This is a genomic window from Vibrio rotiferianus CAIM 577 = LMG 21460 (genome assembly GCF_002741985.1).
GTDB lineage: Bacteria > Pseudomonadota > Gammaproteobacteria > Enterobacterales > Vibrionaceae > Vibrio > Vibrio rotiferianus.
Map to the genome: position 1 here is coordinate 1 of NZ_APHW01000098.1, position 13,815 is coordinate 13,815.

The following is a 13,815-nucleotide window of genomic DNA, read 5'->3' on the forward strand; positions in this document are numbered from 1 at the left end:
TCGTTCCCCGAAGGTTCAGATAACTCGTTTCCGCTCGACTTGCATGTGTTAGGCCTGCCGCCAGCGTTCAATCTGAGCCATGATCAAACTCTTCAATTTAAGATTTTGTTCGGCTCAATGAATACTGAACATTACATAAGTAATGTTTGAATTGACTGTGCTGAATCTTTCGATTCAATGGTCACTTCGTTTCATTGAAACCTAATTTGAAACCGAAGTTTCTAATTGGATTATCATCAACGAGTGCCCACACAGATTGATAGGTCTATATTTTTAAAGAGCTTGCTTCGTAAGCTTTGCTATCGAAGCGGAGGCGTATTCTAAGGAATTAATTCTTAGTGTCAAACACTTTTTTAAATTAATTTTTAGAAGCTTTTCTTTCGCCTCATTGCCAACCGCTTTTGCGTTTCCGCTTTGCCCTGACAACGGAGGCGCATTATAGGGAGATGATTTTTCTTGGCAACCCTTTTTTAGAAAAAAACTCAAAAAAAAGCGTCGAGTGATGAAATCTCACTCAAACGCTTATTTTTAGCACTTAGTTGTTAACTTCAAGTAGCAAATAGGCAATCAATATGTGTCTATCCAAGACTCTTCAAAGCGCGTGATATCCAGATCCAGTGATTGCGCCGCTTCTATTTTTTCAATTGCCTCTAATTCTTTACTTACACTGCTCATCGTTAATGTGTTGTTGTCTAACTCAAACACCTGACTTTGAGTCGTATAGTAGAACTTAAGTATCGTCAGCGCTTTTACATCGTGCTCAGCAGAAGCAGCTTTAATGCTTTTCAGTTTGCGAAAGATCTTGTTGTGAAGCTGCTTGAGTTTCCAGACATACAACACTTCTTCCATATAAGGGCGTGTTTTGAATTGGTTCAACAAAGACAGTGAAGTGGCTAAGGCGAGCACTACACCAATTAAGTTCCAATGAAAGTTCCCCGTCGATTGTTCAGGTACTACATCTGTATTACCGAACAAGACAATTAATAAAGTACTAAAAGCAAGAGAAGAGATAGCAAGCAAGGCAACAAAGCCACCAATCACTAGGTTGACCTTCTTTCTATAGACTTGTTTGTTTATTTTTTTGATTTCCATATACCGCTCCTAACAGGTTGCCTCTATTCTAACCAGCACACTCCGTACGACAATCGAAGCTTTGTAAGTAAGTTCACATTTGCTATTAAACTCGCATCCCTTCCTTGCTTGGGTATATACTTCCGCGCATTCACTCTTCCTATATAGAGGCTAAATTCATGCGCTCTTTTGTTTTACGAGCTCGCGCGGCACCAACCACCAGCAAAGCACTGTTAGAAGGTGTTGGTAATGAAGCGCATACAGAGATTCTTGCTCATACCATGATGAACACTATGTTCGTTGCTCAATCGCACCGCGAAGATGTGGTTGTGCACTTGGTTTTAGAAAGCACAAAAGATTTCTCACGTACCATTACCATTCGCTCCAACGACATCACCAACATTGGCGGCTTCCATGAGTCAACCTTGATTGCAGCAGTGGCTCGCGCTTTAGACGCTTCGGTTGGTATGGGTAAAGAGGAGCTTCGTGAAGTCGAACCTGGCATCACCGTTCGTACAGTCAGCTTTGAACGCCTAGTGCAAGAACTGGCGGAAGATCACCAACTATATATGTTGGATAAAAAAGGCGAATTTGTTCGTGATGTAGAAATCGGTGGCAACCCATGCTTCTTACTAACTGACCATATTCCGATGCCGAAGAAGTCTTATAACAGCTTGAAGCGCCTTGGCACAGAGAAGATCAGCTTAGGTCCTAAGATGCTTTTCGCTTCTCAGTGTGTGGTATTGATCCACAATGAGTTGGACATCCGCGAATTTTAATCACCCCATAAAAGAAAGAGGACTCAGTTGAGTCCTCTTTTTGTTTCTATAGGAATGCTAGAGTTATTTACCGCCAATGCTCAAACGAGCAAAGCGTACGTCTGGAGCAAAGAAGGTGCGGCTATCGTTAATTAGCTGAGTATCACCCACAGCCTCAACTTCTTGCAGCATCTTGTAGAAGTTACCCGCTACCGTGATACCACGTACTGGTTGAATGCGCTCACCATCACGACACAAGAAGCCACTCGCACCAAACGAGAAATCACCACTCACTGCATCCGCACCAGAATGGACACCTTGAAGTTCGACTAACTCTAGGTATTCACCCGCTTTTACTTCTGACGCACTGCTGTTGCCTGTCGTAATCACTTTATGATTCGCTGATACGTCTAAGCTCGATTTAGCACCGCGAGCGGCACTTGCTGTCGAGACTGCGCCCAAGTAACTTGCGGTCTGGCTGTTGTGTAGCAAGGTTTTCAATTCACCATTAGCAATCATGACATTGTCTTGAGTAGCAAAACCCTCACTATCAAAGCCCGAAATTGCCATACCATTTGGCATGTAAGCCGCGTCGGTAAAGGTAATCAAATCACTCGCAACACGTTGGCCAAGCTTGTCGCCCAATGGCGTAATGCCTTTCATCGCGCTTACACCAGAGAAAGCACTGCCAAAAGCACCGAACAAACTTGCTAGCGCATTGATATGGAAGATTGCTGGGTAGTTACCCGTGGCCACTGGTACGCCTTCAAGAAGATCGCGAGCAAGGTTGTAACCACCTTCTATACAGTAAGTTGGATTTAACTCATCAAAACGACGACCCAGTGACATTCTACCCGCCATCGACTGTTTACCGTCTTTTTCAAACAAGGTGTACGCGTAACAAGTAAACGAGCGTTCGAAGTGTTGGCACAACGAGCCTTGTGTATTGGCGATGATTAATTGCGTTTCGCCATCACTATAACCATTGTAAGGTGCACTAGAAGCGTGAGGCAAAGCGACTACGCATTGCTCAAGAGCGAGAGACATTTCAATCTTTTCATCAACCGAAGTTGTGTCTTCTTGCGCAATCTCAGCTATATCGGTCGTGATCTGGCTGTTCACGCAACTAATGGCCTGATGTTCGTCTTGCTTGGAAAAACGAGCGCTTTGCAGTGCATTTGTCAGCATCAAATCTAAGCTTGGTTGCTCTAACGACTCAGAGTAGCTTGTTGCAACGCGTGCATCTTTCACAACACGAACACCCAGAACTTGGCTTGAGCTTACTTTGTACTCATCCAGCTGTCCTTGGTTCGCTTTCAGAGAAAAGCTGTTGTTGCGGTTTACAATGACGTCCGCTTCTGCGCCTTGACGCTTTGCTTCTGATAGGACGTAATCAACCGCATTAAGAAGTTGTTGTTCTTGGCTCATTAGTTACCGCCTCCTACCAGAATGTTATCGACTTTCAGCGTTGGCTGACCGACTGTTGTTGGCACTGAACCACTCACGGAACCACACATGCCCGGCGCAAGCGCCATGTCTTTGCCGACCATGCTGATTTCTTTCAGCACTTTTGGGCCTGTGCTGATCAGCGTTGCTGTTTTCAGAGGCTTGGTGATTTTGCCATTTTCAATTAGGTAAGCTTCACGAACGGCAAAGTTGAACTCACCCGTGCCCGGTTGAACCGAACCGCCGCCCATCTTCTTCGCATAGATGCCGCGTTCGATACCTGCCAGCATGTCATCAAGTGAATGCTCGCCTTCTTCGATAAAGGTGTTACGCATACGCGAGGTTGGTGCGAACTTGTAGTTTTGACGACGACCAGATCCCGTAGGTTCGTAACCCGTCTTCATGCCACCCATTTTATCGACCATAAAGCTGGTTAGCTTACCGTCTTTGATCAACTGAGTGCGCTGAGTCTTCATGCCTTCATCATCAACATGAATCGAACCCCATTCGTTGGTCATGGTGCCATCATCGACAGCATTCACTGCGGTGTGAGCAATCATTTCGCCCATCTTGTCGTGGAATACGGACGCTTTCTTCGCAACCGAAGTGGTTTCTAGTAAGTGACCACACGCTTCGTGGAAGATTACGCCGCCAAAACCATTACCAATCACTACTGGCATTTCACCCGATGGGCACGCATCCGCACCAAGTTTTACTAACGCTTGCTGCGCGATAGTTTGACCTAGCTCTTTCGCATCAAGTTGTTCACTGAACTCCCAACCAGCAAGAGCGCCTGGACCTTCCATACCAGAAGACTGCTCATTACCTTTTTGCGCGACAGTATTACCAGCAACTCGGATGTAGTGACGAGTATCGTCAACGTGTAGACCTTCAGAGTTGAAGATAGACACTTGTTGTTCGCGCTGAAGCACGCTGCCGATGAACTGGCTGATATGTTCACTCTCTGCGTGTGCGGCTTGGTCAACTTGCAATAGGAAAGCAATTTTAGAATCTAGGTTAGCGTCTTTGCCAAGTGGCATACGACAACCATGTTGAATTGGGTAGCGGTTCAGATTGAGAGAACCTGCTGAGGCGATTTGCTCACGCTTGTCTTTTGCTGCAAGTAGTGAGGTTACGCGTTTTAGTTCGGCTTCATCTGTGCTGTTGGTGTAACCGTAAAGCACTTTATGACCGAAGAAGAGACGAATACCGATACCAAAATCGATACCCGAGTTAACCTTGTCCACCTCACCAGATGCGATCTGGACAGTGTTGGTTTGATGGTGTTCAACGAATAGCTCAGCGAAATCAGCCCCTAAAAAGAGGGCATGATCGATCACCGCTTTCGCTGTTACAGAATTAAGCATGAAATCTCCTTGCTCGTTGATCGTCCTAGCCTTCCCCACCTTTGAGTTAGACTCTGTTTATTAAAGTCATGACCTAAATCGAATGACTCAAAGACATATTGGCAACGCGTTAAATATTAACACTTTTTTAACCTTGTTTTGTGCTAATCCTTGCTAAATCAAACGACGATCCGTTACGTATTATGTCGATATATCACTATTAGATAGTGTCTTGGACTGCCAGTTTCAATGCAGCACGTTATTTACTCTGAATTCTGCCCCCACATTGTTGTTGGATTCACAAAGTAATTAGAGTTCCAGCTAGGCAACAAGCGAAAGAGTCCCATGAGCATAGTTAGCCTATGTGATTGGGCGAGTGAGCGCAGTTAACAACGCTGTAGCTCTAATTACGAAGAGAATCCAGTTCTCATATTTAAACGATTGCTATCTCTTGGCCGGAAAAAACACGTGCACCGTAACTGAGTGAACTGCTATTATCTAGACGAAATAGTCGGGGGGGGCCCATGCATTTTATGCATCGGCTGAGATCGAAATTCGAGACCCGTTGAACCTGATTCAGTTAGCACTGACGTAGGGAACTATCATCACTTTGCCACTAGCCTGCTTGAATTTTATCGACGCAGCTAGCCTCAACGGATCTGATCACCGATCTTCCCTTGCGATGGCCAAGTCAGTTCCTTTACGTCTGTAATAGGAGCGACCATGGCGCAGCAGTCAAGCCAAGAAAAACCATCAACACAGCCACAAGCAGCGACTTCAACAGACACACCGATCGTGTTGACGATTGCAGGTTCTGATAGTGGCGGTGGCGCAGGCATTCAAGCCGACATCAAAGCCATGTCCGCGACTGGCAGCTTTGCCTGTTCGGTGATTACCGCTATCACCTCGCAAAATACCCTAGGCGTTTCTGCGATTTTCCCAATTCCTCTCGACCATGTAGAGAGCCAACTTGATGCGGTATTTACCGACCTCAACATCGTTGCAGTCAAAGTGGGCATGTTGGCCGATTCCAACATCATTAAGGTCGTTGCCAACAAAATTAAAAAATACCAGCCAAAACACCTCGTGATTGACCCTGTAATGGTGGCCACCAGCGGTGATCTTTTACTGGAACAGTCGGCAATCAGCACTTTAAAAGAAGAATTGATTCCGCTCGCAGACATCATTACCCCTAACCTACCCGAAGGCGCAGCATTAACGGGTAAGCCAGTGCCTCTGTCAGAATCTGAGATGAACGATATGATTGCTGATTTACGCGCACTCGGTGCAAAAGCGGTGCTGTTAAAAGGCGGCCACTTAGAAAAAGACGAAAACAGCAACGATTTACTGATCATGCCAGACAGCTCTGAACTGATCAGTGCCAAGCGATTCCCGACCAAAAACACCCATGGCACAGGCTGCACACTGTCTTCTGCTATCGCGTCTTACCTTGGTCAAGGCAACAACCTGCACAAAGCGGTGCACCTAGGTAAGCAGTACATCAGCCAAGCTATCGCACACGCTGACGAATTGGATGTCGGTAAAGGTCATGGTCCTGTGAACCATTTTTTTGCAGGTCACACGCATGTGCGCTAATGCACTCGGCATTCAGCTTACCGAAGCAAGTCTGCAATACAAAGACAGCCAAACACCAACATTAGCAGGGTTGAGTATGACTATCCCTGCTAATCAATGGACTGTGTTGCTTGGCCGCAGTGGTTGCGGAAAAACGACGAGCCTACGTTATCTAGCTGGGTTGTTAGACGACAAAGTCGAATGGCATGGTGAATTAACCACAACGGATGGCATCGCCCTACACGAACGTATTGCCTACATGGCGCAACAAGACTTGTTGCTACCATGGCTAAATGTGTTGGACAACGTCTGCCTCAGCACTCGATTTTCTCAAGACCAATCATCAGAGCAAAATAAACAACGTGCACTGACTTTACTCAGCCAAGTGGGACTCGCCGATTACGCGGATGCTAAGCCAGCTCAGCTCTCTGGCGGCATGAGACAACGCGTTGCCCTTGCTCGCACTCTGATGCAAGACAAACCTCTGGTTCTGATGGATGAGCCTTTCTCTGCACTGGATGCGGTTACTCGCCATAAATTGCAAACCTTGTCTGCCGAATTACTGAAAGATAAGACGGTTGTTCTGATTACCCACGACCCACAAGAAGCGGTGCGATTAGCTCACCAACTTTATGTGTTGCAAGGCACACCTGCGCAAGCTCAGCACTTGGTCGTTCCGGATTCCAAGCCTCCAAGAGTTCTCGATGGAGAGTGTGCAGCGTTACAACAAGCGATTTTGGATCAACTGGAGAAAGACTATGAGTGATATGACTCAGTACAACTCCGTTTCGGCACGCATTAGTAAAAAAGAACGCGTGACCCATCCGGCTCTGCGCTTGGTCATTAGCACTGCGGTGATCTTGGGATTGTGGCAGTTGGTCGTGGTGGTATTCGACATGCCAAGCTTCATCTTACCTTCACCAATTGAAGTGCTGGATAGATTGGTCACTCGTTACGATGTCTTGCTCAAACATACTTGGGTTACCGCGCAAGAGATCTTACTTGGTTTGGCGCTTGGATTATCGATGGGTTTGCTGTTCGCATTGCAAATGCTGATGTTCGAGCCGCTCAAGCGCTGGTTACTGCCCATTCTGATTGCTAGCCAAGCGATCCCTGTGTTCGCCATCGCGCCAGTGCTCATGCTTTGGCTGGGCTACGGCATTGCATCAAAAGTAGTCATGGCGGCAATCATCATCTTTTTCCCCGTCACGACATGTTGCTACGACGGCTTGCGCAATACACCAACAGGTTACCTCGACCTTGCCAAGACCATGGGTGCGTCTAAATGGCAGTTACTTCGTCATATTCAATTGCCAGCCGCCCTACCAACTTTAGCTTCAGGTATTCGTGTTGCCGTCGTTATTGCGCCAATTGGAGCAGTGGTCGGTGAGTGGGTAGGTTCAAGTGAAGGCTTGGGTTATCTGATGCTCCAAGCTAACGCTCGCATGATCATTGATGAGATGTTTGCGGCGCTGTTTATCCTCGCCGTGCTGTCTATCTCACTCTACTTCATCACCGATAAATTATTGAAAAAAGCCATCCCTTGGGAAAGCAAGTAATTACAGAAAACAACCAAAGAAAATTGGGAAAGAAAAGGAAGAACCCCGTGAATAAAAACAAACTTATGAGCGCTGCTGCTCTACTCGCTTCAGTGGTATCAACCAACGTACTCGCTGCTGAAAAAGAGATGACGCTGATGCTGGATTGGTTCGTCAATCCAAACCATGGTCCTATCGTGATTGCCAAAGAGCGTGGTTACTTCAAAGAACAAGGTTTGAAGGTCAATATTCAAGAGCCTGCAGATCCAAGCACACCACCTAAGTTAGTCGCGGCGGGTAAAGTCGACATGGCGATTTCTTACCAACCAAGCCTAACTATCGATGTCGCGGCTGGTTTGCCACTAATTCGCTCTGCGACTTTGATTGCCACGCCACTCAACACGTTGATGGTGTTGGACAACGGTAAGAATGAAAACCTTGGCGACTTGAAAGGCAAGAAGATCGGTATTGCGATCGCAGGCAACGAAGAAGCGACAATCGGCACCATGCTTGCGCAAGAGAACGTGAAGTTTTCTGACGTACAAATCATCAACGTAGGTTGGGCGCTGTCTTCATCTCTTGCGTCTGGCAAGGTGGATGCGATTTGGGGTGGTCTACGTAACTTCGAAACCAACCAACTTGCACTAGAAGGTTATAAAGCTAAGGCCTTTTTCCCTGAAGAACACGGCGTGCCAGCGTATGACGAGTTAGTCTTCGTAGCCAATGCAAAAACCTACGACAAAGAAGCCATCAAGGCATTCAACAAAGCACTAGAGCAAGCGACCACTTACATCGTTAACCATCCAAAAGAATCTTGGAAAGAGTTTGTGGCTTATTCACCAGACACCCTCAACAACGAGCTTAACCAACGCGCTTGGAATGACACGCTAACTCGTTTCGCTCTTCGTCCATCTGCAGTAGATCTGAAACGCTACGATGATTATGCCGAATTCATGTATTCACAAAAAATCATCGAAACACTGCCAAAAGCGAAAGATTACGTACCGAGCTTTGACTAATGCTACTGACCTTAGGCTCAAAGCCTAGGGTCTTTTGATAACGAGATACCCATAATGAAATACCAAGATTTGATCGACGCTTGCTACCAAGATTGGCAAGAATACACCGAGCATGCTTTCGTGCAGCAATTGGCGAAAGGCACTCTGGCTCAACCTTGTTTTCTGCATTACCTAAAGCAGGATTTTCTTTTCCTAAAACAGTACGCACGAGCTTACGCATTAGCGATCTACAAAGCGCGTACTTTAGATGACATGCGCCGTGCTCTCCCAAGCGTACATGCATTGCTCGATTCTGAAATCGCCCACCACGTGACTTACTGTGAGCAATGGGGACTGACAGAATCCGACTTAGAAAACGAGCCAGAAGATTTCGGCACGGTAGCTTACACCCGTTACGTGTTGGATGCTGGCATGACGGGCGATCTTGTTGATCTTTACGCGGCACTAGCGCCATGCTCTATCGGTTATGCAGTTATCGGTAAGATGCTGATTGAAGACGAAAACACTGTGCTCGAAGGCAACCCATACGCAAGTTGGATCAACCTCTACGGTGGTGAGGAATTCCAATCTGGTGTCGCAAAAGGTGCAGAACACTTTAACCAGTTATTGGCGGAAATCGATATCAACAACCAACGCGGTCAAAACCTGATTCAGGTATTCAAAACCGCAACGCGTATGGAAGTGGCATTCTGGCAACAAGGTCTGAACGCTCAGCAAGATTAATCGGAGAGTCTCATGTTAATTGAACAAATCACCCAAGCATTAACCGCAGTACGCCAGCAAAAGCCGTTAGTCGTCAACATCACTAACTACGTGGTGATGAACAACACGGCAAACGCGCTATTGGCCATCGGCGCTTCTCCAATCATGGCGCACTCCAAGCAGGAAATGGCCGAGATGATGTCGTTCGCTGGCGCACTGGTTATCAACATCGGTACCCTAGACAGCGTTTGGACACCGCGTATGAGCTATGCCGTAGAGCAAGCCAATGCCAATGGCAAAATCGTTGTGCTCGATCCTGTCGGTTGCGGAGCAAGTTCACTGCGTACCGAGATATCACGTGAGATCGCACGCCTTGCAGGCAAGTTAATCATTCGTGGTAATGCCTCCGAAATCATCGCTCTCGCTGGCGAGCAAGCACAAAACAAAGGAGTCGATGCGTTAGACAGCAGCGACGCAGCACTTGGCGCAGCAACTTCTTAGTCGTAGAGTACGGTGCAAGTGTGGTGATTTCTGGCGAGACTGATTACATCGTCACGAAGGAACAAACTGTGCAGCTAAACAACGGTCACGAGATGATGCCATACGTAACCGGAATGGGCTGTACGCTAACGGCTCTAACAGGCGCTTTTGCTGCTGTTGGTGATAACACCGGACTTGCTGCAGCGGCGGTACTAGGCGTTGTTGGCGAGATTGCAGCGGAACAAGCTCGCGGCCCAGGTAGCCTTCAAATGAACCTGTTGGATGAGCTTTACCAGCTAGATGAAGAGACACTGGCAAAACGCCTAAAACTCCAAGTGAGCTAAGCTTTTCTCTCTTTTAACACTAGCCTCTCAATCCTCTTTCAATGAGAGGCTTAAAGGAAACCCAATGAACGCCTATCGTTTATATTTGGTCACCGATGATCGACAAGATTTAGCCACACTAAAGCGTGTTGTGAGAAAAGCCGTGGAAGGTGGCGTGACCATGGTACAAGTCCGCGAAAAACACGGCGATGTGCGTGCGTTCATCGAACGTGCTCAAGCCGTCAAAGACATCCTTAAAGATACCGATGTGCCTTTGATCATCAATGACCGCGTTGATGTCGCACTGGCTGTCGATGCTGATGGGGTTCACCTCGGGCAATCAGATATGCCAGCAAATATCGCTCGTGAGTTGATTGGACCAAACAAAATCCTCGGCTTATCCATCGAAAATGAAGAGCAACTTGCAGAAGCGGACTCTCTCCCGATTGATTACATCGGTTTGAGCGCAATCTTCGCGACGCCAACCAAAACCAACACCAAAAAACATTGGGGTATTGATGGGTTGAAGATGGCGTTAGAGACGACTTCACTGCCGATTGTTGCTATTGGCGGCATTAACGAAAGTAACATTCCGCAGCTTAGCGCCACCGGTGTTCATGGCTTAGCTTTGGTTTCAGCAATTTGCCACGCGGAAGATCCAAAAGCCGCATCGGAATATCTGTTAGGGTTGATGCGCTAACCTTGCTCACGCCTGAACAAAGCGCTTATGGATGAGCGCGTTCACCTCTCAAAACTTTCAACAGCCCCTCCTTTCACAACGAAGACCTGCGATGTCACTTTCACGCTCGAATTGACAGAGCGTTGATAAGTTTTTCACATCGGTTGTCGTAAGATAGCCGCCTATTTTCGACTGCTGTATGACTTTTCATGAAAACTAAAAAATACGGTTTGATGATGCTCGCCTTGTTCATTCTTGGCATCATCCCACTTTCGCTTTTTGCCTCGTATCACGATCTTACTTCTCATGTTTCTGACGGCACTGGCATTCTCTTTACTCTGCTAACCGATTCTGCGGGCAGTAAAGGCTTTTTGATCACACTTACGCTGTTGGTGTTGTCGCTTTACCGCTACAAACCTAGCCAGTCTGATTGGATGCAAAAACTCTCCATGCTGGGATTGTTACTGGTGATTGGTTTTGCCAGCAAAACAGGCTTGAAGCTGATGACAGAAAGCCCGCGTCCCTACACCGAGCTGCTTGCTGCAGAACAATTGATTGAGCATCCAGAAGCGTTTTATCAACTAGAAACCGCTCAGCAAGCGAGTGTGATTAGTGAGATCTCCGAAAAAGTCAGTGAATGGCGCACTCGTCACTGGCAAGGTGAAAAAGACTATTCCTTCCCATCGGGGCATACGATTTTCGTTTCTATCTGTTTAGCCTTCTTTGGTGGGTTATTTTTGCAGAACAAATGCTATTTCTCTGCTGCTACCTTATGGGTGTGGGCAATGGGCGTGGCGTACAGCCGTTTGTGGCTCGGCATGCACAGAATTGAGGATTTGGTTGGTTCAGTGGTATTTGTCGCCATCGTGTTTAGTTTACTTCCAGTATTCAAAGTGACAAAGAAAGCACCTTTTATATCGCTGGCCGCGAAATAAAGCCTCCTAATCACAGGTAAGAAGAAGCCAGCAATTGCTGGCTTCTTCTTTATCCGGGCCTGAAAAAGCAGTTTATGAAACAAAAGCTATTGTTTATCAAAGCTCTTTTGGTATGTTTGTATGAGATATGTGAACTCACATGGAGGTGAATCAAACGTGTTATTTCTCCCTATTGCCACCCCAAGAACTGAGCTTAAACCGCTAACGAAAAGTGATTGGGATCTGTATCGCCGCTTGAGTAGCGAACCACAAATCATCGCGCTTTGTTTTGACCCACCGACCGAAGACGAAATGCGCCAAAAGTTCGAATCACGTTTACCGGCATGGACACCGCAAAGCGAGCATTGGTTATGTTTGGTGATTTATGAAAAACAAAGTGCACGACCAATCGGCATCACTGGCTTTGTATTGCAAGATGGTATTGCTGAAGTCGGGTATTTATTGCTGCCAGAATTTTATGGCCAACAGTTTGGTACGGAATCCCTTACCGGTGTGATTGAGTGGGCGTTTGATCAGCACAAGATTTCTCAGTTTTCCGCCACGGTCACAGAAGGCAATATTGGCTCTGAACGAGTGCTGGAAAAATGTGGCTTCAAACTCACCGAGACCATCCCTGAAGCCTATGAAATAGGTGGGAAAAAGTACGCAGATAAGCTCTATTCATTACAAAAATAAGGACGTGTTTTGCAGAAAGTAGTCATCATCACAGGCGCAAGCCGAGGCATTGGAGCCGCAACCGCCAAATTACTCGCCAAACAAGGCTATGCCGTATGCGTTAACTATCGCGCAAAAGCCAAGGCTGCTGCGAAAGTTGTTCGTGAAATTGAGGAAATTGGCGGTAAAGCCATTGCCATCAAAGCGGATGTTTCCGATGAGCAGCAGGTGCTCTCATTGTTTGAACAAACCGAACAAGCACTCGGAAAAGTCACTCACCTCGTCAACAACGTGGGCATCTTATTCACCCAATCTCGTCTTGCGGACATGAGCCTTGAGCGATTCCAAACTGTGATGAACTCTAATGTGACGAGCTGTTTTCTTTGTTGTCGAGAAGCAGCAAAACGATTTGAATCTGGCAATTCGATTGTTAATGTTTCTTCTGCCGCATCCCGCTCTGGTGCGCCATTTGAATACGTTGATTACGCCGCCTCTAAAGGCGCAATGGACTCGCTAACCAAGGGGTTATCTTTGGAATTAGCTGAGCATAACATCCGCGTAAACGGTGTTCGCCCAGGCTGCATTTATACCGATATCCATGCCGATGGCGGCGAGCCGAATCGAGTCGACAGGCTCAGTGAAAAAATTCCCCTCAAGCGAGGTGGTACGGTAGATGAAGTAGCCAATGCCATCGTGTGGCTACTCAGTGATGAAGCTTCTTATGTCACCGGATCGTTTATCGATCTTGCTGGCGGAAATTAAGGAGCAACAATGAAAATCAGACCAGCGACACCCGACGATCTCAATGCACTTTTTGATTTAAACAAGCAGATCAATGAGCTTCACCACCTTTATGCACCACAGGCATTTGTTGCTCCATCAGAAGAAGACCGAACATTTTTGATTAATATGTTAGCTGATGAAGAACGATTGTTTCTCGTTGCAGAGGAAGGCCAACAAGTACTTGGTTTTATAACCGCAACCATCACACAAAATGAAACCATCAGCTTTTTAATCAAAGACCCAATTTGCCGCATTGGCACCATCGTCGTCGATGAAAATCAGAAGTCAAAAGGCGTTGGCCGAGCCTTAATGGCGGCCGTTGAGCAATGGGCACGCGAGTCAGGTGCAACTCAAGTCCGCTTAGAAGTCATGGAGTTCAACCACAATGCGCAGCAGTTTTACGACAAGCTGGGGTTTGTTCCCAACTCCCGCCTTATGATGAAATGTTTGTAACGATCACGGCATTTAAGCGAATTTTACTGTTAAAGCTAACGTGAATCGCATTT

14 protein-coding genes, 1 rRNA gene, 1 pseudogene and 1 riboswitch are annotated in these 13,815 nt (G+C 46.8%); of the genes and pseudogenes, 12 read left to right on the forward strand and 4 right to left on the reverse strand.

Translation table 11 applies throughout. The features are described 5' to 3' along the window. Together B853_RS16700 and B853_RS16710 are read right to left on the reverse strand one after the other, a co-directional pair. Positions 1-99 (reverse strand): 16S ribosomal RNA (locus tag B853_RS16700); the annotation flags it as partial. Between the two features lie 468 nt (positions 100-567). Next, positions 568-1,092, reverse strand: a complete 525-nt coding sequence (locus tag B853_RS16710; RefSeq protein WP_038883626.1) for a DUF3087 domain-containing protein — start codon at positions 1,090-1,092, stop codon at positions 568-570. A 158-nt stretch (positions 1,093-1,250) separates the two neighbouring features. Here B853_RS16710 and trmY point away from each other — a divergent pair, with 158 nt between their 5' ends. Next, positions 1,251-1,850, forward strand: coding sequence for a tRNA (pseudouridine(54)-N(1))-methyltransferase TrmY (gene trmY, locus B853_RS16715; RefSeq protein ID WP_010453333.1), 600 nt, complete (start codon positions 1,251-1,253; stop codon positions 1,848-1,850). A gap of 63 nt (positions 1,851-1,913) precedes the next feature. On the opposite strand, the gene B853_RS16720 is transcribed toward trmY, so the two are convergent. Further along, on the reverse strand, positions 1,914-3,257 hold the full coding sequence (locus B853_RS16720) for a TldD/PmbA family protein (RefSeq protein ID WP_038883624.1): 1,344 nt from the start codon (positions 3,255-3,257) through the stop codon (positions 1,914-1,916). Then, positions 3,257-4,642: a TldD/PmbA family protein gene (locus tag B853_RS16725; protein WP_038883622.1), complete on the reverse strand. Its 1,386-nt coding sequence runs from the start codon at positions 4,640-4,642 to the stop codon at positions 3,257-3,259. Before B853_RS16725 ends, B853_RS16720 begins: the two co-directional genes overlap by 1 nt. A gap of 481 nt (positions 4,643-5,123) precedes the next feature. After that, positions 5,124-5,236, forward strand: a riboswitch (TPP riboswitch). A gap of 108 nt (positions 5,237-5,344) precedes the next feature. Here B853_RS16725 and thiD point away from each other — a divergent pair. The 11 genes and pseudogenes from thiD to B853_RS16780 all read left to right on the forward strand — a co-directional run bounded on the left by thiD (position 5,345) and on the right by B853_RS16780 (position 13,762). After that, complete coding sequence (gene thiD / locus B853_RS16730; RefSeq protein ID WP_038883619.1) at positions 5,345-6,217, forward strand: bifunctional hydroxymethylpyrimidine kinase/phosphomethylpyrimidine kinase; 873 nt, start codon at positions 5,345-5,347, stop codon at positions 6,215-6,217. After that, positions 6,207-6,962 carry an ABC transporter ATP-binding protein gene (locus B853_RS16735; protein ID WP_038883617.1) on the forward strand — a complete coding sequence of 252 codons (756 nt, stop codon included), beginning with the start codon at positions 6,207-6,209 and terminating at the stop codon, positions 6,960-6,962. The genes thiD and B853_RS16735 overlap by 11 nt, the downstream gene beginning before the upstream one ends. Next, complete coding sequence (locus tag B853_RS16740) at positions 6,955-7,755, forward strand: ABC transporter permease (protein ID WP_009706843.1); 801 nt, start codon at positions 6,955-6,957, stop codon at positions 7,753-7,755. Before B853_RS16735 ends, B853_RS16740 begins: the two co-directional genes overlap by 8 nt. A gap of 47 nt (positions 7,756-7,802) precedes the next feature. Then, positions 7,803-8,753, forward strand: a complete 951-nt coding sequence (locus B853_RS16745; RefSeq protein WP_020195161.1) for an ABC transporter substrate-binding protein — start codon at positions 7,803-7,805, stop codon at positions 8,751-8,753. Between the two features lie 54 nt (positions 8,754-8,807). Beyond that, complete coding sequence (tenA, locus tag B853_RS16750) at positions 8,808-9,476, forward strand: thiaminase II (protein WP_038883614.1); 669 nt, start codon at positions 8,808-8,810, stop codon at positions 9,474-9,476. 12 nt (positions 9,477-9,488) lie between these two features. After that, positions 9,489-10,279 (forward strand): annotated as a pseudogene (gene thiM, locus B853_RS16755) (hydroxyethylthiazole kinase). 64 nt (positions 10,280-10,343) lie between these two features. After that, positions 10,344-10,958: a thiamine phosphate synthase gene (gene thiE / locus B853_RS16760; RefSeq protein ID WP_038883610.1), complete on the forward strand. Its 615-nt coding sequence runs from the start codon at positions 10,344-10,346 to the stop codon at positions 10,956-10,958. A 188-nt stretch (positions 10,959-11,146) separates the two neighbouring features. Then, positions 11,147-11,872: a phosphatase PAP2 family protein gene (locus tag B853_RS16765; protein WP_038883608.1), complete on the forward strand. Its 726-nt coding sequence runs from the start codon at positions 11,147-11,149 to the stop codon at positions 11,870-11,872. A gap of 156 nt (positions 11,873-12,028) precedes the next feature. Beyond that, positions 12,029-12,547, forward strand: a complete 519-nt coding sequence (locus tag B853_RS16770; protein WP_038883627.1) for a GNAT family N-acetyltransferase — start codon at positions 12,029-12,031, stop codon at positions 12,545-12,547. A 9-nt stretch (positions 12,548-12,556) separates the two neighbouring features. Then, positions 12,557-13,288, forward strand: a complete 732-nt coding sequence (locus B853_RS16775) for an SDR family oxidoreductase (RefSeq protein WP_038883607.1) — start codon at positions 12,557-12,559, stop codon at positions 13,286-13,288. A gap of 9 nt (positions 13,289-13,297) precedes the next feature. Continuing rightward, positions 13,298-13,762, forward strand: a complete 465-nt coding sequence (locus B853_RS16780; protein ID WP_038883605.1) for a GNAT family N-acetyltransferase — start codon at positions 13,298-13,300, stop codon at positions 13,760-13,762. Positions 13,763-13,815: the final 53 nt, after the last annotated feature.

Coding starts and splice junctions, on each gene's coding strand:
- B853_RS16710 (WP_038883626.1), bottom strand. CDS start 1,092: ATGGAAATCAAAAAAATAAACAAACAAGTCTATAGAAAGAAGGTCAAC.
- trmY (WP_010453333.1), top strand. CDS start 1,251: ATGCGCTCTTTTGTTTTACGAGCTCGCGCGGCACCAACCACCAGCAAA.
- B853_RS16720 (WP_038883624.1), bottom strand. CDS start 3,257: ATGAGCCAAGAACAACAACTTCTTAATGCGGTTGATTACGTCCTATCA.
- B853_RS16725 (WP_038883622.1), bottom strand. CDS start 4,642: ATGCTTAATTCTGTAACAGCGAAAGCGGTGATCGATCATGCCCTCTTT.
- thiD (WP_038883619.1), top strand. CDS start 5,345: ATGGCGCAGCAGTCAAGCCAAGAAAAACCATCAACACAGCCACAAGCA.
- B853_RS16735 (WP_038883617.1), top strand. CDS start 6,207: ATGTGCGCTAATGCACTCGGCATTCAGCTTACCGAAGCAAGTCTGCAA.
- B853_RS16740 (WP_009706843.1), top strand. CDS start 6,955: ATGAGTGATATGACTCAGTACAACTCCGTTTCGGCACGCATTAGTAAA.
- tenA (WP_038883614.1), top strand. CDS start 8,808: ATGAAATACCAAGATTTGATCGACGCTTGCTACCAAGATTGGCAAGAA.
- thiE (WP_038883610.1), top strand. CDS start 10,344: ATGAACGCCTATCGTTTATATTTGGTCACCGATGATCGACAAGATTTA.
- B853_RS16765 (WP_038883608.1), top strand. CDS start 11,147: ATGAAAACTAAAAAATACGGTTTGATGATGCTCGCCTTGTTCATTCTT.
- B853_RS16780 (WP_038883605.1), top strand. CDS start 13,298: ATGAAAATCAGACCAGCGACACCCGACGATCTCAATGCACTTTTTGAT.